The organism is Pseudomonas sp. PS01298, from assembly GCF_029959745.1.
Lineage (GTDB): Bacteria > Pseudomonadota > Gammaproteobacteria > Pseudomonadales > Pseudomonadaceae > Aquipseudomonas > Aquipseudomonas aylmerensis.
The window spans coordinates 37,490-60,277 of the sequence record NZ_JASCPP010000025.1; the positions used below are offsets into that span (position 1 = coordinate 37,490).

The following is a 22,788-nucleotide window of genomic DNA, read 5'->3' on the forward strand; positions in this document are numbered from 1 at the left end:
GTGGCCTAATGATACGCCCCCGACAGTGCGCAAAGGGTGCGACCTTTGGTCGCGTTGGGGGAAATCAATTGATGGTGTACGTGACCTGGATCAATTGACTTGAGAAGTATGGACGGTTTTTGCCGGTGAGCAGGTCATTCGTCCCACGGATTTATCAGGGCAACACCACTGGACTTGAAGTCGCTGATGTTACGCGTCACCACGGTGAGCCCATGCACCAGCGCAGTTGCGGCAATCAATGCGTCACTTTCGTTAGCTTGGTCCGGCACCTGTAAATGGGCACAGCGCAGCGCAACGGCGGCATCAACCGGCAATATTCTGGCATCGAACGCTGGCATTACATGACGTTTGAGCCACGTACGCAGCACTTTCCCCTGGGCCGGGTCTCGGCGCTCCATCCGCAGTACGCCGGTTTCCAGTTCTTTCAGCGTAATTGCTGAGATAAACATGCGCGGGGCGATAACGCTTTTTGCCCAGGCGACCACTCTTGCGTCAGCCTGAGGTTTACGAAGTTCAGAGATTACGTTGGTGTCGAGTAGGTACATTCAAGAGAGGTCCACGGGGCGGTGAGTGACCACGGCACGTTCGGTTTCAAAGTCGATTTCGGCCGCTTCCGGCATCACCAACAGGTCAACGATGTCGACATTCAGACCTGTCAGTTTCTGGTAGTCCTCAATGCTTAGCAGTACATGGGCTGGCTTGCCGCGATCAGTGATAAAAACCGGCCCCTGACGGGCAGCTTTTTTGGCACCGCTTGTGTCTTGGTTGAATTCCCGACTGGAAATAGTGGTGATAGTCATGGGCATCCTTCCTTCGGTAGACTGAATGTAGTTACGTTACTACTTTGTGGCGGCAGGCGACAAGCTTGATGTTATGAGCGGTTGAGCATTCGGCCGTTGAAATGGCAGCAACCAGAAAAAACAAAGCCCCGTGATTCGGGGCTTTGTCATGACTCAAGGCTTACTGCTCTTCAGTCTTCTTGTCCCCATGGGACAAGCTGTACACATACGCCGCCAGCAGGTGCACCTTGTCGTTGCCCTGCAGTTGCTCCTGCGCAGGCATCTGGCCCTGGCGGCCCCAGCGGATGGTCTGCTGCAGTTGCGCGAAGCTCGAGCCGTAGATGAACGCGCCCGGGTGAGTCAGGTCGGGCGCGCCCATGGCGGGGGTGCCTTTGCCGGCCGGGCCATGGCAGGCCACGCAGTTAGCGGCGAAGAGTTTCTCGCCGTTGGCCACGTCAGCCTTGGTGCCTTCCGGCAGCTTGCGCCCATCGAGGTTGGTGACGACGAAGGCAGCCACATCGGCCACGCCCTGTTCCTTGAGGATATCCAGCCAGGCCGGCATCACTGCATGGCGGCCCTTCATGATGGTTTCCTTGATGGTGGCCGGCTCGCCACCCCAGCGCCAGTCGGCGTCGGTCAGGTTGGGGAAGCCATAGGCACCCTTGGCGTCGGAGCCGTGGCAGACCGAGCAGTTGGAGGCGAACAGGCGGCCACCCATCTTCAGGGCCTGTGGGTCCTTGGCGACTTCCTCAATTGGCATCGACGCGAATTTGGCGAAGATCGGCCCGAACTTGGCGTCCGACCTGGCCATTTCCTTTTCCCATTCGTGCACGCCGGTCCAGCCGGTCTGGCCGTTGGCGAAGGGGGTTTGCTTGTCGTTGTCGAGGTAGTTGTAGCCCGGCAGCAGGCCTTTCCAGTTGCCCAGGCCGGGGTAGAGCGCCAGGTAACCGAGGGCGAAAATGATGGTGCCGACGAACAGCATGAACCACCACTTGGGCAGCGGGTTGTCGTACTCCTCGATGCCGTCGAACGAGTGGCCGACGGTCTCGTCGGTCTGCTCGGCGCGCTGGCCCTTGCGGGTCGACAGCAGCAGCCAGGTCAGGGCGAAGATGGTACCCAGACTGAGGACTGTGACGTACAGACTCCAGAACGTAGTCATTCTTTGTTACTCCTAGAAGCTTGCTCGACGTGCTTGATGGCTTCGGGATCATCCGCAAAGGGCAGCATGGTCGCGTCGTCAAACTCCGACTTGCGTCGCGGGCTGAACACCCACAGCGCCAGGCCGACAAAGGCCACCATCACTACAACGGTGCCCAGGCCTCGAATCATCCCGATATCCATGTAGGTCACCGTTTGCTTTTGATGATGGTGCCAAGGCCTTGCAGGTAGGCCACCAATGCGTCCATTTCAGTCTTGCCCTTCACGGCTGCAGCGGCACCGGCGATGTCTTCGTCGGTGTAGGGCACGCCCAGGGTGCGCAAGACTTCCATCTTCTTCGCGGTATCCTTGCCGTCGAGCTTGTTTTCCACGAGGAACGGGTACGCCGGCATTTTCGACTCAGGCACCACGTTGCGCGGGTTGTACAAGTGCGCACGTTGCCAGTCATCGGAGTAACGCCCGCCGACACGGGCCAGGTCCGGGCCGGTGCGCTTGGAACCCCAAAGGAACGGGTGGTCCCATACGCTTTCGCCGGCAACCGAGTAGTGGCCGTAGCGTTCGGTCTCGGCGCGGAACGGGCGGATCATCTGCGAGTGGCAGCCGACACAGCCGTTGGCGATGTAGACGTCGCGGCCTTCCAGTTCAAGCGCGGTGCGCGGCTTCATGCCTTCGACCGGCTTGTTGGTCACGTCCTGGAAAAACAGCGGGACGATCTGGGTCAGGCCGCCGATGCTCACGGCGATGACCATGAAGAAGGCCAGCAGGCCGATATTCTTCTCGACTACTTCATGCTTCATCAGTGGGCTCCCACAACGGCGATCTTGGCGGCGGCTTCGGCTTCTGCAGGGTCGGAGGCACGCACGGTGCGCCAGACGTTGTAGGCCATGAACAGCATGCCGGCGGCAAAGAACGTACCGCCCAGGGCGCGGACGATGTAGCCCGGGTGGCTGGCTTGCAGCGCTTCGACGAAGGAGTAGGTGAGGGTGCCGTCATCGTTGATCGCACGCCACATCAGGCCCTGGGTGATGCCGTTGACCCACATCGAGGCGATGTAGAGCACGGTGCCGATGGTGGCCAGCCAGAAGTGCGTGTTGATCAGCCCGACGCTGTGCATCTGCGCACGGCCGAACAGTTTCGGGATCATGTGGTACAGCGCGCCGATGGAGATCATCGCCACCCAGCCGAGGGCGCCGGCATGAACGTGGCCGATGGTCCAGTCGGTGTAGTGGGAGAGCGAGTTGACGGTCTTGATCGCCATCATCGGCCCTTCGAAGGTCGACATGCCGTAGAACGCCAGCGAGACCACCAGAAAACGCAGGATCGGGTCGGTGCGCAGCTTATGCCAGGCGCCCGACAGGGTCATCATGCCGTTGATCATGCCGCCCCAGCTCGGGGCCAGGAGGATGATCGACATCGCCATGCCCAGCGACTGCGCCCAGTCCGGCAGCGCGGTGTAGTGCAGGTGGTGCGGGCCGGCCCAGATGTACAGGGTGATCAGCGCCCAGAAGTGCACGATGGACAGGCGGTACGAGTAAATAGGACGTTCGGCCTGTTTCGGCACGAAGTAGTACATCATCCCGAGGAAACCGGTGGTCAGGAAGAAACCCACGGCGTTGTGGCCGTACCACCACTGGATCATCGCATCCGTCGCCCCGGCGTAGGCCGAGTAGGACTTGAACAGGTTCACCGGCAACGAAGCGTGGTTGACGATGTGCAGCATCGCCGTGACCAGGATGAAGGCACCGTAGAACCAGTTACCGACATAGATGTGCTTGGTCTTGCGCTTGACGATGGTGCCGAAGAACACCACCGCATAGGTCACCCAGACGATGGCGAGCAGGATCGCGATCGGCCATTCCAGCTCGGCGTATTCCTTGGTGGTGGTGTAGCCCAGCGGCAGGGTGACAATGGCGCTGACGATGACCGCTTGCCAACCCCAGAAGGTGAAGGCCGCGAGACTGTCGGAGATCAGTCGCGTCTGGCAGGTGCGCTGCACGACATAGTAGGAGGTGGCAAACAATGCACATCCGCCGAAGGCGAAAATCACCAGGTTGGTGTGCAGCGGGCGCAGGCGGCCGAAGGTCGTCCAGGGCAAGCCGAAATTCAATTCCGGCCAGACCAGTTGCGAGGCGATGAACACCCCGAGCCCCATGCCAAGGATCCCCCAGACCACCGTCATGATGGCGAACTGGCGGACTACCTTATAGTTATAAGCAGTCGGACTGATTGCTGTGCTCATTCTAAGGTTCCACGGTTTAGGTTTTTTTATAGGTAAAATCGGCCGCAAGTATGTAGAAAGCGAGGGGCCATTGCAACGCAATGACTGACCTGTATCAATGCGTTCCACGCCAGATTCTGCGCCCTTTCCATGTTTTACGTAGGGACAAAATCCGAAATCGAAAGCTGATCGAGTGGACAAGAATTTTCACAGGCCGCAGCGGGCAACGCCGTGCGCTCTGAACCGGTCCACTGTGCAAGGAAGCGTAGACCCGATTGGCAGGGGGGGAAAGTGGTGCTTTGGAAGGGTGTGACGAATTGACGCAGAGCGGCAGCCATAAGCGGCAAGTTGCATGCCGCAGGAAAAAACGGCTGCAAGATCCAAGTTGGGAACTCTTCTCTTGCAGCCTGAAGCTTGAAGCTTGAAGCTTGAAGCCTGAAGCTTGAAGCCTGAAGCTTGAAGCTTGAAGCTTGAAGCTTAAAACTTCCCGCTCACCGCCTGCTATTGATGGGACAGGCTATACACGTATGCCGCCAGCAGGTGCACCTTGTCATTGCCCTGCAGCACTTCCTGTGCCGGCATCTGGCCCTGACGGCCGTGACGGATGGTCTGCTGCAACTGCGCGAGGCTGGTGCCGTAGATATAGCCGGCCGGTTTGGTCAGGTCAGGCGCGCCCATCGCTTCCATGCCGTGGCCTTGCGGACCGTGGCAGGCGACACAGGTGGTGTTGAACGCGGTTTGGCCCGCAGCCAGGTCGGCGCTGCTGTCGGCCGGCAATGGCAGCTTGGCCAGGTCGTGACGCACATAGGCGGCGACGTTTTTCACTCCCTCGTCACCCAGCATGTCGCCCCAGGCCGGCATCGCCGCGTGGCGGCCGTTGAGGATGGTGGTCTTGATCGCCTCGGCCGAACCGCCCCAGCGCCAGATGTTGTCGGCCAGGTTCGGGAAGCCGAACGCGCCCTTGGCATCCGAGCCGTGGCACACCGCGCAGTTGGAGGCGAACAGGCGTGCGCCCATCTTCAACGCCTGCGGGTCCTTGGCGACTTCTTCCAGCGGCATGGCCGAGAATTTGGCGAAGATCGGCCCGAACTTGGCGTCGGCCCTGGCCATTTCCTTGTCCCATTCCTTGGTCTGGGTCCAGCCGTCTTCATAGCCCGGCAGCACACCTTTCCAGTTGCCCAGGCCCGGGTAGAGGATCAGGTAGCCGACGGCAAACACCAGGGTGCCGGCGAACAGCATGAACCACCACTGGGGCAGCGGGTTGTCGTATTCCTCGATGCCATCGAAGGCGTGGCCCATCGTCTGGTCGACGCTGCCCTTGGTCTCGCCCTTGCGGGTGCCGATCAACAGCCAGGTCAGGCCGATCAGGCTGCCGAGGGTCAGTACGCAGATCCATGTACTCCAGAATAGGGTCATGGCCGGTTGCTCCTTGTTGCAGGCTCTTCTTGAGCGTCGGATGGAGTGGGTTCATCGGCAAAGGGCAGCAGGCGCGCCTGCTCGAATTCCGCATTGCGCCGGTTGTTGAACACCCACAGCGACAAGCCGATAAAGGCGATGGCGACCACCAGCGTGCCGAGGCCGCGGATGGTGCCTGCATCGAATTCAAATCCCATGGCTCACCTCTTGCTCTTGATGGCGGTGCCGAGCACTTGCAGGTACGCCACCAGGGCGTCCATCTCGGTCTTGCCCTTGAGGCTGGCGACCGCACCACTGATGTCGTCGTCGGTGTACGGCACGCCGAGGGTGCGCATCACTTTCAACTTGGTCTCGGTGTGGCTGCTGTCGACGGGAGCGGTGACCAGCCACGGATAGGCCGGCATCTTCGACTCGGGCACCACGTTGCGCGGGTTGTACAAGTGCGCGCGGTGCCAGTCGTCCGAGTAGCGTGCGCCGACGCGCGCCAGGTCCGGGCCGGTGCGCTTGGAGCCCCACAGGAACGGGTGGTCCCACACGCTTTCGCCGGCGACCGAGTAGTGGCCGTAGCGTTCGGTCTCGGCGCGGAACGGGCGGATCATCTGCGAGTGGCACTGTACGCAGCCTTCGCGAATGTAGATGTCGCGGCCTTCCAGTTGCAGCGCGGTATAGGGCTTCATGCCCTCGACCGGCTTGTTGGTCACGTCCTGGAAGAACAGCGGGACGATCTGGGTCAGGCCGCCGATGCTTACGGCGAGCACCATGAGCAGCATCAACAGGCCGACGTTCTTTTCAATCGTTTCGTGTTTCATCACAGACTCCTCAGGCCAGCTGCGCAGTGGTGGCGGCTTCGGCGGGTTGCGCCGAGCGCACGGTGCGCCATGTGTTGTAAGCCATCAGGAACATGCCGCTGAGGAACACCGCACCGCCTACCAGCCGCACGATGAAGCCAGGGTGGCTGGCCACCAGGGTTTCGACGAAGGAGTAGGTCAGGGTGCCGTCTTCGTTGACCGCACGCCACATCAGGCCCTGGGCGATGCCGTTGACCCACATCGAAGCGATGTAGAGCACGGTGCCGATGGTGGCCAGCCAGAAGTGCGCGTTGATCAGGCCGAGGCTGTACATCTGCTCGCGACCGAAGATTTTCGGGATCATGTGGTACAGCGCGCCGATGGAGATCATCGCCACCCAGCCGAGGGCGCCGGCGTGTACGTGGCCGATGGTCCAGTCGGTGTAGTGGGAGAGGGCGTTGACGGTCTTGATCGCCATCATCGGGCCTTCGAAGGTCGACATGCCGTAGAACGCCAGGGAGACCACCAGGAAGCGCAGGATCGGGTCGCTGCGCAATTTATGCCAGGCGCCCGACAGGGTCATCATGCCGTTGATCATGCCGCCCCAGCTCGGTGCCAGCAGGACCAGCGACATCACCATGCCCAGCGACTGTGCCCAGTCCGGCAGCGCGGTGTAGTGCAGGTGGTGCGGGCCGGCCCAGATGTACAGGGTGATCAGCGCCCAGAAGTGCACGATGGACAGGCGATAGGAGTACACCGGACGCTCGGCCTGCTTGGGCACGAAGTAGTACATCATCCCCAGGAAGCCCGCAGTGAGGAAGAAGCCTACGGCGTTGTGTCCGTACCACCACTGCACCATGGCATCCGTCGCACCGCCGTACAGCGAGTAGGACTTGGTCAGGCTGACCGGGATTTCCAGGTTGTTGACGATGTGCAGGATGGCCACGGTGATGATGAACGCACCGAAGAACCAGTTGCCGACGTAGATGTGCTTGGTGTTGCGCTTCATCACCGTGCCGAAAAACACGATGGCGTAGGCCACCCAGACAATGGTGATGAGGATGTCGATCGGCCATTCCAGCTCGGCGTATTCCTTGGAACTGGTGTAGCCCAGCGGCAACGTGATTGCGGCCAGCAGGATCACCAGTTGCCAGCCCCAGAAGCAGAACGCGGCGATTTTCGGCGCGAACAACTGCGTCTGGCAGGTGCGTTGCACCGAGTAGAAGGAGCTGGCGAACAGCGCACAGCCGCCGAAGGCGAAGATCACCGCGTTGGTGTGCAGCGGGCGCAAGCGGCCGAAGCTGGTCCAGGGCAGGTCGAAGTTGAGCGCAGGCCAAACCAATTGGGCAGCGAGAAAAACCCCGAGCCCCATGCCGACGATGCCCCACACCACCGTCATAATGGCGAATTGGCGGACCACCTTGTAGTTATAGGCGGTACTTAAAGTAGTGTTCATGGTTCCCCATCCACGGTTCAACCCAAGCAGATGCGGCACTTGGGCTGGAGTTATAGGCAGACTAAAAAGCGAGGCAAGCATGGGCAAAGAGCACAAGGCCAGTATTGACGGGGATCAATGGGCGCACTGTGTGCGCGAACGCGGCTGGCTGTGGGATGTCGCGGCGGGCGAGGCGTCGGGGGCGCCTGTCACGTTGGTCCTGGCCCACGGCGCCGGCGCACCGATGGACTCATCGTTCATGAACGACATGGCTGCACGCCTTGCCGGGCACGGCGTGAACGTGTTGCGCTTCGAATTTGCGTACATGGCCCAGCGCCGGGTAGACGGCGTTAAACGCCCGCCGAACCCGGCGCCGAAACTGCTGGAGGCGTGGCGCGAGGTGCATGCCGAGGTGCGACGTCATGTCGCTGGGAAACTGGCGATTGGCGGCAAATCCATGGGCGGGCGCATGGCCAGTTTAGTCGCGGATGAACTGGGCGCCGATGGGCTGGTGTGCCTGGGTTATCCGTTTTATGCGGTGGGCAAGCCAGAGAAGCCACGGGTCGAGCACTTGGCCGGGCTGAAGACGCCGACCCTGATCGTGCAGGGCGAGCGCGATGCGTTGGGCAATCGGGCGGCGGTGGAGGGGTATGGCTTGTCGCCGAGCATCGAGGTGATGTGGCTGGTGGCGGGGGATCATGACTTGAAGCCGTTGAAGGCATCGGGCTTCAGTCATGAGCAGCATCTGGAGGCTGCGGCGGTGAAGGTCTCAAGCTTTCTTGCTGGCCTTTAGGGCCTCATCGCAGGCAAGCCATCTCCCACATTTTGATGTGTGAACACCGTCGAATGTGGGGGCTGGCTTGCCTGCGATAGCGATCTATCGGTTAAACCGCTCTACCAGCGAGTACTGGGTATTGGCGGTATGCGTCAGCTCTTCACTCAACTGCGCCGAGTTCAACGCCTGCTCCGAGGTCTGGTCCGCCAGCAGCGCAATGGTGCTGATATTGCGGCTGATCTCTTCGGCCACCGAGCTTTGCTCTTCGGTCGCGGCGGCGATCTGGGTGGTCATGTCGGTGATGTGCGCCACGGCTTCGCTGATGCCGACCAGCGCCTGGTCCGCTTCCATCACCCGTGCCACACCTTCTTCGGCCTGGCGATGCCCGGCGTCCATGGTTTGCACGGCGGCCGCGGCAGTTTGCTGCAGCTTGGCGATCAGGGCATGGATCTGCCCGGTGGACTCGGCGGTGCGTTGCGCCAACTGACGGACTTCATCTGCCACGACCGCAAAACCACGGCCCATCTCACCGGCGCGGGCCGCTTCGATGGCGGCGTTCAGCGCCAGCAGGTTGGTCTGGTCGGCGATGCCTTTGATCACGTCGACCACGCCGCCGATTTCATCGCTGTCCTTGGCCAGTTGGGTGACGGTCACGCCGGTCTCGCCCACGGCCACCGACAGGCGCTGGATCGCCTCGCGGGTTTCCCCGGCGATATCGCGGCCGCGGCCGGTAAGGCGATTGGCTTCCTGGGTGGCATCGGCGGTGCGCTGCACGTGGCTGGCGACTTCCTGGGTGGTCGCGGCCATCTGGTTGACTGCCGTGGCCACCTGCTCGGTTTCCACGCGCTGGCGCTCCAGGCCGGTAGAGCTGTTATGCGCCAGGGTGTTGGACTGCGCAGCCTGGTCGTTGAGGTGCTCGGCCGTGTCCTGCAAGCGCGTGAGGCAGGTCTTCAGACGCGCCTCCTGGCTGAGGATCGACATTTCCAGACGCGCCTGGGCACCCCGGCTGTCGGTGTACATCTGCGCGATCAGCGGGTCGGACGTGGTCTGCTCGGCCAGGCGCAGCAGGCGCTTGAGGCCGCGTTGTTGCCAGCTCAGGCCCAGCAGGCCCAATGGCACCGACAGCCCGGCCGCCAAGGCGAAGCCCCAGTGGGAGTTGAGCGAGGCGCCGATCATGAAGCTCAGCTGGCTCACCAGGATAAACGGCAGCCAGTCCTGCAGCACCGGCAGCCACTTGTCGCGCTGGGGAATGGCCGACTTGCCCTGGTTGATGCGTTGATAGAGCGCTTCGGCACGGCGGATCTGCTCGGAGGTGGGCTTGATGCGCACCGATTCGTAGCCGACCACCTGGTTGCCTTCGAAGACCGGCGTCACATAGGCGTTGACCCAGTAGTGATCGCCGCTCTTGCAGCGGTTCTTGACGATGCCCATCCATGGCAAGCCTTGTTTGAGCGTGGACCACATGTGCGCGAACACCGCTGCCGGTACATCCGGGTGACGCACCAGGTTGTGCGGCGCGCGAAGCAGCTCTTCGCGGGTGAACCCACTGATCTCGACAAACGCGTCGTTACAGTAGGTGATCACACCCTTGGCATCCGTGGTGGAGATCAACCGTTGCTGAGCGGGGAAGGTACGTTCGCGCTGGGTAACGGGTTGGTTATTACGCATGATTGTTCAATCCGCAAGGCTTTCAGGGGGTATCGGCCGTGGCGGGCATTTATTTAACTTATTTTTGCAACAATCATCCCGCCAGCATCGGGTAGGTAAACAACCCGAAGTGAAGCAGGTTCAAGCCAAAGTGCGTGGCAATCGCTGCACCCAGGCCACCGAAGCGATAGGCCAGGCCATAACCGACCCCGGCAATGCTCGCCAGCAACACCCAGTGCCAGCCCGCGCCCAGGTGCACCAGGCCGAACAGCAGTGAAGCCAGCAACAGCGCCAGGTTCTCGCCGTAAGGCAGATGCTGGAAGCGCTGGCGCAGGCCGCCCTGGATGTAGCCACGAAACAGTGCCTCTTCCACCAGGGTCACCAGCAGCAGGTTGTTGAGCACCCACAGCCAGGCCTGTTCCGGCCATTTCGGCGCCCAACTGATCACCCCCAGCAAGGCGGCGCCACCGAGTGCAGCAATGGCCGTGAGGGTCAGGGCCAGGGCCGTGACACACAGCGACAGGCGCAGGCTGCGCCGCGCCACAATCCACGGGCAGGCCAACAGCAGCCAGAAGCCGATCAGCGGTTTGTCCTGGTTCAGGTACATCGAGAAGGGCACGGCGTCGGGGGTGAATTGCTGCGAGCCGATGCCGCGCCCGTTGTAGAACCCCGGCAGCCAGTGCATGGCCAGGCTCACGGCGAGGACGATAAACAAACCATGACCGAGGTAACGGGCCCACGGCGTGCGCTGCTGGCGTACCGCGTACCCGGCGATCAGCAGCAGGGCCACGGACACCAGCGCGAGCGCGCCGAGTTGCCCGTAGGCCAGGGCCATCACATAGCCAATGGAAAGAAGCGCCAGGTACAGCCAGGGCAATGCGAGCATGGGAAATCCTTGGAAAAAAATCGGGCGCATTATAGCGACGCCCCCACGCAATCACTGTGAAAACTGCGCCAGGCAAAAACGCGTTGGCCAAGTCATTGCCATACCTGTCGACGGCTGGGTATAGTCGGCGCGTCTTTATCCCTTCAAAAAGATCAGCACATGCCAGCTTCCTTGCACATAGCGGTAGTCGATTCAGCGGTCAACGCTGCGGTCGTGCCGTGCGAGGACAAGCAGCCTGCGCAGATCAGCCACTACCCCCCACCTGTCAGTAGCACGCCGGTGTACGCAGTCGTATCACCGCCGGGTGTTGGCATTTCGGGCTGATCAGCAATTCGCTGTGCCCCTCTGCCTGCCTGAAAAAAACCTACTGAGTTTCAGCTTCAGCTGAATTGGCTTTTTTGCCTGATTACAGGTGGTAACCATGTCTGTCATTTCGAAACAATCCGTGGCCGCGGCGGCCTCGACGAGCCTGTTCGTCCTGCTCTGGAGCAGTGGGGCGATCTGCTCCAAGCTGGGCCTGGCCCATGCTTCGCCCTTTGCGTTTTTGCTCATCCGTTTTGCCATCGCCCTGGTGGGCCTGGTGTTCCTGGTGCCGATCCTCAAGTTGCAATTGCCGCGCCCCGGCAAGCCGATGCTGTACGCGGCGGCGACCGGGCTGGTGTTGTTGGGGGCGTACCAGATTTTCTACCTGCTGGCCCTGGACCTCAAAGTCACGCCCGGAATGATGGCCACCATCATGGGCGTGCAGCCGATCCTCACGGTGGTGCTGATGGAGCGCCAGCGTTCCTGGCGACGGCTGTTCGGCCTCGGTCTGGGCCTGGCGGGGTTGATCATGGTGGTCTACCAGGGCATCGGGCTGGCGGGCATGTCCCTGGCCGGGATGCTGTTCGGGCTGCTGGCCCTGGCGAGCATGACCTTTGGCTCGATCATGCAAAAGCGCATCACCGACAACCCACTGGGCACGCTGCCCGTGCAGTACCTGGCGGGTTTGCTGCTGTGTTCGGTGTTTGTGCCGTTCCAGCCGTTCCATTTTGAACACAACGCCGGCTTTTACCTGCCGGTACTGTGGATGGGCGTGGTGGTGTCGTTATTGGCGACACTTTTGCTGTACCGCTTGATCGCCCGCGGCAACCTGGTGAATGTCACCAGCCTGTTCTACCTGGTGCCGGCGGTGACGGCGGTGATGGACTACCTGATCTTCGGCAACCGGCTCGCGCTGCTGAGCCTGCTGGGGATGGGATTGATCATCATCGGCCTGGTGTTCGTCTTCCGTAAGGCCTGACACCACCCCGTCCTGTAGGCGCCCGGCTTGCCGGCGATGAACGCCATCGTCGGCAAGCCGGGTTCCTACAGGATTTTTTTCGGCCGCAAGACCAGCCACAGCGCCCCCGCGATCAACACCCCGCCATACACGTGCGCCATCGACAGCGGCTCATCCAGCAGCAACGCGCCCCACAGCACGCCGAATGGCGGAATCATGAAGGTCACGGTCATCGACTTGACCGGCCCGATGGATGACAGCAGCCGGAAATAGAGGATGTAGGCAAGTGCCGTGCACACCAGTCCCAACCCCAGCAGCGACAACCACACCTGCCACCCACCCCAACTGGCGGGCGGCTGGCTGATCGCGCTGTAGGCAAAGAACGGCAACAGGAACAGGGTGGCGCCGAGCATGCTGCCCAAGGCCGACAGGCGGCTGTCCAGGCCACCGCGCTGATCCAGCCAGCGCCGTGCCAGGAACCCGGCAAACCCATAACAGGTCGTCGCCAGCAGGCAGGCCAGCGCGCCCATCAACAACTCCAGGTCGAACGCCACCGGCCCCGCGCGGGTCAGCACGCCCACGCCCAGCAGGCCCAGGCATACCCCGGCGACTTTCGAAGGCGTGAGGCGCTCGCTGAAGAACAGCCCGCCAATCAGCACGCCCATCAGCGGCGTGGTGGCATTGAAGATCGCCGAGTAACCCGCCGGCAGCACCTGGGCCGCCACCGAGTACATGGTCGCCGGGATCCCGGAGTTGATCACCCCCAGCAGCAGGACCGTCTTGAACTTGCCCTGGAAATCCCAGCTCACCCGCATCAGCGCCAGGATGACCAGCAACCCGGCGGCGGCAATCGACACGCGGAAAAACGCGGTCGGCACGCTGCCGATCTCCGGCGCGATGATGCGCATGAACAGAAAGCTCGCGCCCCAGATGGCGGCGAGCCCGAGCAGGTACAGGGTGTCGACAGGTCTCACGGAAAACTCCTACGCGAACAAGGCCGCGAGTGTGCCCAGTGACTTGGCCCTGCACAATCACTGTTTAAAGGATAAACCGCGTCACCATGCCATTGAGGTCCACCGCCAGGCGCGACAGTTCCTGGCTGGCCGCCGAGGTCTGCGTGGCGCCGGCGGCGGTCTGGGTGGACAGGTCGCGAATGTTCACCAGGCTGCGGTCCACATCGCGCGCCACCAGCGCCTGCTGCTCGGCGGCGCTGGCAATGACCAGGTTGCGCTCGCTGATCTGCGAGATCGCCGCGGTGATTTTTTCCAGCGCGCTGCCGGCACTGTTGGCCCGCTGCAGCGTCTGGCCGGCGTGTTCGGCACTGCTGTTGAGTGCGTCGACGGTGTCCTGGGTGCCTTGCTGGATGCCGGTGATCATCTGCTCGATTTCTTCGGTGGAGTCCTGGGTGCGCTGCGCCAGCGAGCGCACTTCATCGGCGACCACCGCAAAACCACGCCCGGCCTCGCCCGCACGGGCGGCTTCGATGGCGGCGTTGAGCGCCAGCAGGTTGGTTTGCCCGGCGATGCCACGAATCACTTCCAGCACTTTGCTGATGTCCTGGGCCTGCACGGCCAGGCCTTCGGCCTTGTTCGACGCGCCGAGCACTTCATCCACCAGGTTCTGGATCGAACTGATGGTTTCGCTGATCTGGTAGTGGCCGTGCTTGCTGTCCTCATCGGAAGCCTTGGAGGCTTCGGCGCTGGACACTGCGTTGCCGGCCACCTCGTCCACTGCCGAACTCATTTCGGTCACGGCCGTCGCGGCCTGTTCGATCTCGTCGTTCTGTGCCTGCAGGCCACGGGTGCTCTGCTCCATCACCGAGCTCATCTCCTCGGCGGCGGAAGCCAGTTGTTGGGCGGATTCGCTGATGCCACGAATGGTGCTTTGCAACTGTTCCTGCATGGTCGCCAGGGCGCCCAGCAGTTGCGCCGGCTCGTCATGGCCGTGCACCACGATCGGCTGGCTGAGGTCGCCGCCGGCGATGGTACGCGCCACCATCAACGCCTGTCCGAGCGGCGCGGTGATGCTGCGGGTCAGCAGCCATGCCAGCAGCAAGGTGGCGATCAGCGCGACCACGATGATCAGCCCGACAACCCACTGCGCGCTCGAATAGGTCTCGGCAGCCGCGTCGGCTGCCGCTTCGACACCTTTCTGGTTGAACGCGATCAGGTCTTCCAAATTCTGGTTGAGGGCCATGCCCTGGGGCGCCAGGCGCACGTTCAGCAGGTCGATGGCGTCTTGTTGCTGGTCCTTGTCGACCAGGGCAACCATTTGGCCGACGGTGCCCAGGTAGGTCGCCACATTGCTTTTTGCCTGCTGGAGCATTTCACGCTCTGCATCGTTGTTCAGCAGGCTTTCGTGACGCTCCAGCAGCGCTTGCAATTCACTGGTGTTGCGCGTGATCAAGGCCCTGCTGGTGTCGCGTATCCGCGATTCGTCGGTGGTGACCAGGCGCAGGCCTTCCAGGCGAATATTGGCGACGTAGGCGGCGATGTCGTGGGCGTTCTCGATGCTCGGCATCCAGGCGTCTTCGATGACCAGCGCGCTCTCGCGCAGCTTGGCCATCTGGCCCAGGCCAAACAGGCCGACAATCACCAGCAGACTGGCCAATACCCCAAAGCTCAATCCGGCACGCAGGCCGATTTTCATATTCCTCAATGACATCTCAATGCTCCTTGGGCAATTAAAACCTGATCCCGGATCGGTCTTTGGACCTTGTTAGGGTGGGAAAGGGCGCGCTATATATCAAAGTGCCATCAAGGTGGTAATCAGGGTTTCCCTTAGTTGGATCCAAAGCTCTGCTAGGGGGATGTACCCTCGAGGCGCCGCGCGATTTTCCTGGTTCACGCTGGCAGGCCACGTCGATGAAGGCCTGGGGTGAAAACGGCGTGCGACTTTTGGGTGCGTTTATTGACCGTACAGTCGAAATAAATAAATTGAAAATAAATGTACAAAGTGAACGAAGTTGTACAACAGGGCGCTGAAAGTGGCCCTTCTCCTCTCTCCCTACACTGGCTAAGCTCAGGGCTTCCCGATGCCCGTTCGAGGTTTCCCGCATGTCGCTCACCACGCCTGCACTCGCCATTGCCCGCACGATCCTTGAAGGGTTCGACGACTACCGTGAGCACTTTCGCCAGATCACCGACGGTGCCCGCGAGCGTTTCGAAAAGGCCCAGTGGCAATTGGGGCAGGCGGCCTCGGCGGCGCGTATCAACCTGTATGAAGAGAAGGTCGGCGAGGTGACCGCACGCCTGCGGGCGAATTTTGCCGACGCGGCATTGCTCGATATCGAGGTGTGGCCGTTGGTGAAAAGCGCCTACATCGGCCTGATCGACCTGCGTTTCGACGATGAGCTGTCCGAGACCTGGTACAACTCGATTTTCTGCGGCCTTTTCAGCCATGACCTGATCAGCGATGGCTGCATGTTTATCCACACCACCCGGCCCAGCCTGCGCCGGGCACGGGCGGCGCAGACGCGCACGTATACGCCGGGCGGCCAGATCGCCGAGATGCTCGCGCAGATCTTCGCCGATTACCGTTTCAGCGAACCCTACGCGGACCTCGCCGCCGACCTGCGCCGCCTCGAAGTGCAGCTGCGCGAAAACCTGCCGGACTGGGTATGCAAGGACCCGGACCTCAACGTCGAGCTGTTTTCCTCGGTGCTCTACCGCAACAAGGGCGCCTACCTTGTAGGACGTATCTACACCCGCGACGAGCAGTGGCCGTTGGTGATCCCGCTGCTGCACCGTGAAGGGCAGGGCATCCAGATTGATGCACTGATCACCGACGAAGCCGATGTGTCGATCATCTTTTCATTTACCCGTTCCTACTTCATGGTCGACGTGCCGGTGCCGGCGGAATTCATCGGTTTTCTCAAGCGCATCCTGCCGGGCAAGCACATTGCGGAGCTGTACACCTCCATCGGCTTCTACAAGCACGGCAAATCCGAGTTCTACCGCGCGCTGATCAACCACCTGGCGACCACCGACGACCGCTTTATCATGGCCCCCGGCGTGCGTGGCATGGTCATGAGCGTGTTTACGCTGCCCGGCTTCAACACCGTGTTCAAGATCATCAAGGACCGCTTTTCGCCGTCGAAAAATGTCAACCGCGCCACGGTGATCGAGAAGTACCGCCTGGTCAAAAGCGTCGACCGCGTCGGGCGCATGGCCGACACCCAGGAATTCGCCGACTTCCGCTTCCCCTTGAGCAAATTCGAGCCGGAGTGTCTGGCCGAGCTGCTCGAAGTCGCCGCTGGCACCGTCGAAGTCGAAGGCGACACCGTGCTGATTCGCCACTGCTGGACCGAACGGCGCATGACCCCGCTCAACCTTTATCTCGACAACGCCAACGACGCCCAGGTGCGCGAAGCCCTGGAAGACTACGGCCTGGCGATCAAGCAACTGGCGGCGGCGAATATCTTCCCCGGCGATATGCTGCTGAAGAACTTCGGCGTCACCCGCCACGGCCGCGTGGTGTTCTACGACTACGATGAAATCTGCTTTCTCACCGAAGCCAACTTCCGCCATATCCCTGCGCCGCGCACGCCCGAGGACGAAATGGCCTCCGAACCCTGGTACTCCATCGGCCCACTGGACGTGTTCCCGGAAGAGTTTCCGCCGTTCCTGTTCGCCGATGCGGGCCAGCGCAAGTTGTTCAATGAACTGCATGGCGAGTTGTACAACGCCGATTACTGGAAAGGTTTGCAGGACGCGATTCGCGCGGGGAAGGTGATTGACGTGTTTCCGTATCGGCGTAAAGAACGCACTCACTCCTGAGGAGTGAGTGCGCCTGTGGACGAAAACAGCAGCGTTCCTTGTGTCGTTATTTAAATTTCGACCGGGCAGGACATTATGTTTTGCGGTTTTCCTTGCGTATTTCGCCAAACCAAGGCGTGCCGCGACCCATCAGCGTTAAGGCCTCGAGGGCTATCTCCCCATCTGCTCCGTTGACTTTTGCTTCTGACTGTTTGAATCCGTTTTTTTCCCATTCAGGAATTCGTTCAGTCTTAAAAGCGCCCTTTTCCGCTTGTCTATATAAGCCCATCATTGACTTATTGTATTCGGCGTCAAGTTGTTTGTGTGCGTGTGAATTAGTTATTCTCTTCAGTGGATTTTTACTTTCCGGCGTGTCTTCACTTTTTCTAATGATTTGTTCCAGTAAATTGGTCGGCTTCTGGAAAAGCTCCTTAGGTAGATCCGGGCGCGAGTACTTATTCGCCATTCCCTCCAGCGTTTCTTTGGTCTTCTTTAATTGATCAAGTTCTTTTTGCTTGGCCGGACTCATTGCTGAGAGTGGCTGTTTGGCGATGAGCGGGGTCCACGAGCTGCTACTGGTAGCGGGGGTGTCCTGCTCCCAGGAGCTTTTTCGTCTGTAGGTTTCAGGCGCGATACTTTGGTGTTTAGTGGCGTATCGTCCAGCGTAGTCGCTGGGGCTGTAGCTATAACGACCGGAGTCAATGGGCATACTAAGGTCCTTTAACGAGCGAGCTCGATATGTCTAGTGGTGCATCACCGTGAATCGCTCGGCTATAGAGCGAACATGAAATTTATTTCTCGATTTGCCTGGCTCGGGGTCATAGTCATTAAATAGCCTTTAAATGAAATAGAGGGCACCTCTGTGTTTTCTTGTGTGGATCTGCGCTGCTCATCCGAGCCGTCATTTTAAACGCGAGACAATAAGCTCATCAGTCCGTTCGTAACGCTGTTCGCGATTCGATTCGCCGTCAGGTTGGTAGCCGGCGCGGATGGATCATGGCTATTACGGGGCGAAGGCTGAATGCCTGTTGCTTGCGCATAGCTGGGAAGATGTTCGTAGGGCGGCGGGCTCTCAGGGCGCATTACTCCAGCGTTAGAGGGCGTGCCAGTTGCTTGCGCATAGCTCGCAAGATGTTCATAGGGCGGCGGGCTCTCAGGGCGCATTGCTTCAGCGTAAGAGGGCGGGTTATCTGGGCGCGTAGTGGTCGGCGGGATCAGCATGGAAGCTCCGGTTCACGTTAAAAAATGGAAGCTGTTGTCTGGAAGTCTCATTTAACCTTTCCTATGCCCTCCACCCCATCGGACTTCTGCTGTTAAAAACGCCGAATGATCCACTCAATGTCGTAGTAAATGTCGCCGTAAGCGGTAGGTCACCTCAGTCATGATTGACTGACCGTCTCCCTACTTGTCGAAATCTGCGACAATCCCCATCCTCTCTGATGACTTACGCTGCGCAGGCCTCACCTGCCTCACCCAAAAGACCCTTGCCGCCCTGATGACTGACCAAGCGCCCGCTATCGACCAACTGCTGAAAAACCTCGATCACGCCATGCTCGCCGACCGCCACCGCTTGCGGCGGCAGTTGCTCGAGCTGCGCAAGAAACCCGACGAGGAGAAGTTGGCGCAGTGGGTGACGCGCATGCAGGCGTCCTGTGCCCAGGTGACGGCGCGGCGCGCCAGCCTGCCGGTGATTCGTTACGACGACAGCCTGCCGATTGCGGCCAAGCGTGACGAGATCAAGGACGCGCTGAACAAGCATCAGGTGCTGATCATTGCCGGTGAAACCGGTTCGGGTAAAACCACCCAATTGCCGAAGATCTGCCTGGAAATCGGCCGCGGCCAGTACGGCCTGATCGGCCATACCCAGCCGCGCCGGATTGCCGCGCGCAGCGTTGCCAGCCGGGTTGCCGAAGAGTTGGCGACGCCATTGGGCGCGCTGGTCGGTTATCAGGTGCGCTTTGAAGACCAGAGCGATTCCAACACTCTGATCAAGCTGATGACCGACGGCATCCTGCTCGCCGAGACCCAGAACGACCGGTATCTGGAACGCTACGACACGATCATCGTCGACGAAGCCCACGAACGCAGCCTCAATATCGACTTCCTGCTGGGTTACCTGAAAACCCTGCTGCCGCGTCGCCCCGACCTGAAAGTCATCATCACGTCGGCGACCATCGACCTGGAGCGTTTCTCCAAACATTTCGACGATGCACCGATTGTCGAAGTGTCGGGCCGCACCTTCCCGGTCGATACCTGGTACCGCCCGCTGACCCTGGAGCAAGACGAGGAGGGCAACCGCGTCGAGGACGACTTGACAGTCGACCAGGCGATCCTCGCCACCCTCGATGAAATTGCCGCCCATGAGCGCAGCGAGCGCCGCAGCCCCGGCGACGTATTGGTGTTTTTGCCTGGCGAGCGCGAGATCCGTGACGCCGCCGAGATGCTGCGCAAGGCTCAGCTCAAGCACACCGAAATTTTGCCGTTGTACGCGCGGCTGTCGCCGGCCGAACAGCAGCGGATTTTCCAGTCCCACCCTGGACGGCGCGTGGTACTGGCGACCAACGTCGCCGAAACCTCGCTGACCGTGCCGGGCATCCGCTATGTCATCGACAGCGGCACCGCGCGCATCAGCCGCTACAGTTACCGCGCCAAAGTGCAGCGCCTGCCGATCGAGGCGATTTCCCAGGCCAGTGCCAACCAGCGTAAGGGCCGATGCGGGCGGGTTGAGCCGGGCATCTGCGTGCGCTTGTACAGCGAAGAGGATTTTATCGCCCGTCCGGAATTCACCGACCCGGAGATCCTGCGTACCAACCTCGCCGCCGTGATCCTGCAGATGCTGCACCTGCGCCTGGGCGAGATCACCGATTTCCCGTTTATCGAACCGCCGGATGGCAAGGCCATCAGCGACGGTTTCAATTTGCTGCAAGAACTCTCGGCGGTAGATCGCAACAGCCAGCTGACGCCGCTGGGCCGCCAATTGGCGCGCCTGCCGGTGGACCCGCGCATGGGCCGCATGCTGCTGGAAGCGGCCAAGCTCGGCAGCCTGCAGGAAGTGTTGATTGTCGCCAGCGCCATGTCGATCCAGGACCCGCGCGAGCGTCCGCCGGAACGCCAGCAAGCCGCCGACCAGGCGCACGCCCAGTGGAAAGACGCCGACTCGGACTTCGCCGGGTTGGTCAATCTGTGGCGCGGCTTTGAAGAGCAGCGCCAGGCATTGACCGCCAGCCCGCTGCGCAACTGGTGCCGCAAGAACTTCCTGAATTATCTGCGTCTGCGCGAGTGGCGTGATTCCCACCGCCAGTTGAGCCTGATCTGCCGCGACATGCAGCTGACCGTCAATAAAGAACCGGCGGACTTCCCGAAACTGCACAAGGCGGTGCTGTCCGGCCTGCTCAGCCAGATCGGCCAGAAGACTGAAGAGGGCGATTACCTTGGTGCACGCCAGCGACGCTTCTGGATTCACCCGTCCTCGGGCATCGGCAAAAAGCGCCCGCAATGGCTGATGACCGCCGAGCTGGTGGAAACCACCAAGCTCTACGCGCGCATGGTGGCGAAGATCGATGCCGACTGGATCGAGCCGCTGGCCGGGCACCTGATCAAGAAAAACCACTTCGAACCGCATTGGGAAAAGAAGCGCGGCCAGGTCGTCGCCTTTGAACAGATCACCCTGTTCGGGCTGATCGTGGTCGGGCGTCGTCCGGTGCATTACGGGCCGATTGACCCGGTGGTGTCGCGCGAGCTGTTTATCCGCGAAGGCCTGGTGCGTGGCGAAATTCAGTCGCGGGCCAAGTGCCTCACGGCCAATCAGCAACTGCTTGAACAGCTCGATGAGCTGGAGGCCAAGGCGCGCCGGCGGGATATCCTCGCCGACGAAGAAACCCTGTACGCCTTCTACGATGCGCGCCTGCCGGCGGAGATCCACCAGACCGCCACGTTCGACAGCTGGTACAAGGTCAACAGCCAGAAAGACCCGCAACTGCTGATCATGCGCGAAGAAGACGTGCTGGCCCGCGAGGCCAGCGAGGTCACCGCTGCGCATTATCCGGATACCCTGCACCTGGGCGACCTGGCGCTGGCCTTGAGTTACCACTTCGAGCCCAATCATCCACGCGACGGCGTAACCCTGCGCGTCCCCGCACCGCTGCTGCCGGCGTTGCCGCCGGAGCGCCTGGAATGGCTGGTGCCCGGGGTGATCGAAGCCAAATGTATCGCCCTGGTGCGCAACTTGCCGAAGGCGTTGCGCAAGAACTTCGTACCGGTGCCGGATTTCGTCAAGGCGGCGTTGCAGCGCATTGAATTCGGCCAGGGCTCGCTGCCCCAGGCCCTGGGCCGGGAACTGCTGCGCATGACCGGCGCACGGGTCAGCGATGAAGCCTGGGCCGAGGCCGCGCAGCAGGTGGACAGCCACCTGAAGATGAACCTGGAAGTGGTCGATGGCGAGGGTAAGTTCCTCGGCGAAGGCCGCGACCTGGCGGAGCTGACGGCACGTTTTGCGCAAGCCAGCCAAGCGGCCTTGGCGGTACCGCAGACGGCGAAGAGCCAGCAGCCGGTGGAGGCCAAGGTGTTCGCCGCGGTGGCCGAGAAGACCCAGCAGAACATCGCCGGCCTGTCGATGACCGTCTACCCGGCGCTCGTGGAGGAAAACGGCACGGTCAAGGAAGGGCGTTTCTCCACCGCTGCCGAAGCCGAGTTTCAGCATCGCCGCGCGTTGCAGCGCCTGCTGATGCAGCAACTGGCGGAACCGGCGAAATTCCTGCGCGGCAAATTGCCCGGCCTCACTGAATTGGGCCTGATGTACCGCGAACTGGGGCGCATCGACGCGCTGGTCGAAGACATCCTGCTGGCCAGCCTCGACAGCTGCGTGCTGGAAGGCGAAGCCAGCTTGCCGCGTGACGGCGCCGGCCTCGCCGCGTTGGCCGAACGCAAGCGTGGCAGCTGGACCGAACATGCCGAACGCCTGGCACGCTTGACCCTGGAGGTGTTGAAACTCTGGCACGGCCTGCAAAAGCGCTTCAAGGGCAAGATCGACCTGGCCCAGGCGGTGGCCCTCAACGACATCAAGCAACAATTGAGTAACCTGGTGTATCCCGGTTTTGTGCGCGAAACCCCGGCGCAGTGGTTCAAGGAGCTGCCGCGATTCCTCAAGGCCATCGAATTGCGCCTGGAAAAACTGCCGAGCCAGGTGCAAAAGGATCGGGTGTGGAGCACCGAACTGGGCGGCCTGTGGGCGCAATACCAGAACCGCCTGAACAAACACACCCAGGAAGGCAAGCGCGACCCGCAGCTGGAGCTCTATCGCTGGTGGCTGGAGGAATATCGGGTGTCGTTGTTTGCCCAGCAGCTCGGCACCAAAGTGCCGATCTCCGAAAAGCGCCTGAGCAAGCAATGGAGCCTGGTCGAGGCTTGAAATTGTGGTGAGCGGGCTTGCTAAGGCAGGTGGGCTTGTTGTGGCAGATGGGTTTTCTTGGTGGTGAGTGGCCTTTTTGTGGTGAGCAGGCTTGTTGGGGTGAGCAGCCCTGTGTGGTGAGCAGGCTTGTTGTGGCTGGCGGGCTTTTTGTGGTGAGCAGGCTTGCCCTGCGTTGGGCTGCGAAGCAGCCCTAAAACCAGCTCACCGGATCTATCTGGCAGACCGAGGAGGTTGGACTGGGGCTGCTGCGCAGCCCAACGC

The 22,788-nt window shown here is 61.2% G+C and carries 20 protein-coding genes; 4 read left to right on the forward strand and 16 right to left on the reverse strand.

The genetic code is table 11. From position 1 onward, the window contains the following. Positions 1-134 precede the first annotated feature (134 nt). The 10 genes from QMX97_RS11820 to ccoN (QMX97_RS11865) all read right to left on the reverse strand — a co-directional run bounded on the left by QMX97_RS11820 (position 135) and on the right by ccoN (QMX97_RS11865) (position 7,815). Complete coding sequence (locus QMX97_RS11820; RefSeq protein WP_065909602.1) at positions 135-545, reverse strand: type II toxin-antitoxin system VapC family toxin; 411 nt, start codon at positions 543-545, stop codon at positions 135-137. Then, a complete protein-coding gene (locus tag QMX97_RS11825; RefSeq protein ID WP_106802986.1) occupies positions 546-800 on the reverse strand; it encodes a type II toxin-antitoxin system Phd/YefM family antitoxin in 255 nt (84 codons plus the stop codon). A gap of 160 nt (positions 801-960) precedes the next feature. Continuing rightward, on the reverse strand, positions 961-1,938 hold the full coding sequence (gene ccoP / locus QMX97_RS11830; protein ID WP_065909604.1) for a cytochrome-c oxidase, cbb3-type subunit III: 978 nt from the start codon (positions 1,936-1,938) through the stop codon (positions 961-963). Next, positions 1,935-2,120 (reverse strand): CcoQ/FixQ family Cbb3-type cytochrome c oxidase assembly chaperone, encoded by a 186-nt coding sequence (locus tag QMX97_RS11835; RefSeq protein WP_005790274.1) that lies wholly within the window; start codon positions 2,118-2,120, stop codon positions 1,935-1,937. Before QMX97_RS11835 ends, ccoP (QMX97_RS11830) begins: the two co-directional genes overlap by 4 nt. A gap of 5 nt (positions 2,121-2,125) precedes the next feature. Next, a complete protein-coding gene (gene ccoO, locus QMX97_RS11840) occupies positions 2,126-2,734 on the reverse strand; it encodes a cytochrome-c oxidase, cbb3-type subunit II (RefSeq protein WP_003193167.1) in 609 nt (202 codons plus the stop codon). Further along, positions 2,734-4,176, reverse strand: a complete 1,443-nt coding sequence (ccoN, locus tag QMX97_RS11845) for a cytochrome-c oxidase, cbb3-type subunit I (RefSeq protein WP_065909606.1) — start codon at positions 4,174-4,176, stop codon at positions 2,734-2,736. Before ccoN (QMX97_RS11845) ends, ccoO (QMX97_RS11840) begins: the two co-directional genes overlap by 1 nt. 480 nt (positions 4,177-4,656) lie before the next feature. Next, positions 4,657-5,571, reverse strand: a complete 915-nt coding sequence (ccoP, locus tag QMX97_RS11850; protein WP_065909608.1) for a cytochrome-c oxidase, cbb3-type subunit III — start codon at positions 5,569-5,571, stop codon at positions 4,657-4,659. Beyond that, positions 5,568-5,768, reverse strand: a complete 201-nt coding sequence (locus QMX97_RS11855) for a cbb3-type cytochrome c oxidase subunit 3 (protein WP_065909612.1) — start codon at positions 5,766-5,768, stop codon at positions 5,568-5,570. The genes ccoP (QMX97_RS11850) and QMX97_RS11855 overlap by 4 nt, the downstream gene beginning before the upstream one ends. 3 nt (positions 5,769-5,771) lie before the next feature. Further along, positions 5,772-6,380 (reverse strand): cytochrome-c oxidase, cbb3-type subunit II, encoded by a 609-nt coding sequence (gene ccoO, locus QMX97_RS11860; RefSeq protein WP_065909614.1) that lies wholly within the window; start codon positions 6,378-6,380, stop codon positions 5,772-5,774. 10 nt (positions 6,381-6,390) lie between these two features. Next, entirely contained in the window at positions 6,391-7,815 is a 1,425-nt protein-coding gene (gene ccoN, locus QMX97_RS11865) for a cytochrome-c oxidase, cbb3-type subunit I (protein WP_065909616.1), read from the reverse strand. A 79-nt stretch (positions 7,816-7,894) separates the two neighbouring features. On the opposite strand from ccoN (QMX97_RS11865), the gene QMX97_RS11870 reads away from it, so the two are divergent. Next, the gene (locus QMX97_RS11870) at positions 7,895-8,587 is read left to right on the forward strand and encodes an alpha/beta family hydrolase (RefSeq protein WP_213553485.1); all 693 of its coding nucleotides are present in this window, start codon (positions 7,895-7,897) and stop codon (positions 8,585-8,587) included. Positions 8,588-8,671: 84 nt separating this feature from the next. Here QMX97_RS11870 and QMX97_RS11875 read toward each other — a convergent pair whose 3' ends face one another. Together QMX97_RS11875 and QMX97_RS11880 are read right to left on the reverse strand one after the other, a co-directional pair. Further along, positions 8,672-10,237 carry a PAS domain-containing methyl-accepting chemotaxis protein gene (locus tag QMX97_RS11875; protein WP_282396992.1) on the reverse strand — a complete coding sequence of 522 codons (1,566 nt, stop codon included), beginning with the start codon at positions 10,235-10,237 and terminating at the stop codon, positions 8,672-8,674. Between the two features lie 73 nt (positions 10,238-10,310). Further along, positions 10,311-11,102, reverse strand: a complete 792-nt coding sequence (locus QMX97_RS11880) for a CPBP family intramembrane glutamic endopeptidase (RefSeq protein WP_065909622.1) — start codon at positions 11,100-11,102, stop codon at positions 10,311-10,313. Between the two features lie 421 nt (positions 11,103-11,523). On the opposite strand from QMX97_RS11880, the gene QMX97_RS11885 reads away from it, so the two are divergent. Then, a complete protein-coding gene (locus QMX97_RS11885) occupies positions 11,524-12,384 on the forward strand; it encodes a DMT family transporter (protein WP_282396993.1) in 861 nt (286 codons plus the stop codon). Positions 12,385-12,449: 65 nt separating this feature from the next. On the opposite strand, the gene QMX97_RS11890 is transcribed toward QMX97_RS11885, so the two are convergent. Further along, positions 12,450-13,337 (reverse strand): DMT family transporter, encoded by an 888-nt coding sequence (locus tag QMX97_RS11890; protein ID WP_065909626.1) that lies wholly within the window; start codon positions 13,335-13,337, stop codon positions 12,450-12,452. Between the two features lie 64 nt (positions 13,338-13,401). Then, positions 13,402-15,027 (reverse strand): methyl-accepting chemotaxis protein, encoded by a 1,626-nt coding sequence (locus QMX97_RS11895; RefSeq protein WP_282396994.1) that lies wholly within the window; start codon positions 15,025-15,027, stop codon positions 13,402-13,404. A 392-nt stretch (positions 15,028-15,419) separates the two neighbouring features. Here QMX97_RS11895 and aceK point away from each other — a divergent pair, with 392 nt between their 5' ends. Continuing rightward, complete coding sequence (aceK, locus tag QMX97_RS11900; RefSeq protein ID WP_065909630.1) at positions 15,420-17,141, forward strand: bifunctional isocitrate dehydrogenase kinase/phosphatase; 1,722 nt, start codon at positions 15,420-15,422, stop codon at positions 17,139-17,141. A 73-nt stretch (positions 17,142-17,214) separates the two neighbouring features. Here aceK and QMX97_RS11905 read toward each other — a convergent pair whose 3' ends face one another. Continuing rightward, the gene (locus tag QMX97_RS11905; protein WP_065909632.1) at positions 17,215-17,829 is read right to left on the reverse strand and encodes a hypothetical protein; all 615 of its coding nucleotides are present in this window, start codon (positions 17,827-17,829) and stop codon (positions 17,215-17,217) included. A 786-nt stretch (positions 17,830-18,615) separates the two neighbouring features. Here QMX97_RS11905 and hrpA point away from each other — a divergent pair. Further along, a complete protein-coding gene (hrpA, locus tag QMX97_RS11910) occupies positions 18,616-22,527 on the forward strand; it encodes an ATP-dependent RNA helicase HrpA (RefSeq protein WP_282396995.1) in 3,912 nt (1,303 codons plus the stop codon). 20 nt (positions 22,528-22,547) lie between these two features. Here hrpA and QMX97_RS11915 read toward each other — a convergent pair. Further along, a partial coding sequence (locus tag QMX97_RS11915; RefSeq protein WP_282396996.1) for a hypothetical protein occupies positions 22,548-22,788 on the reverse strand: 241 nt, incomplete at its 5' end.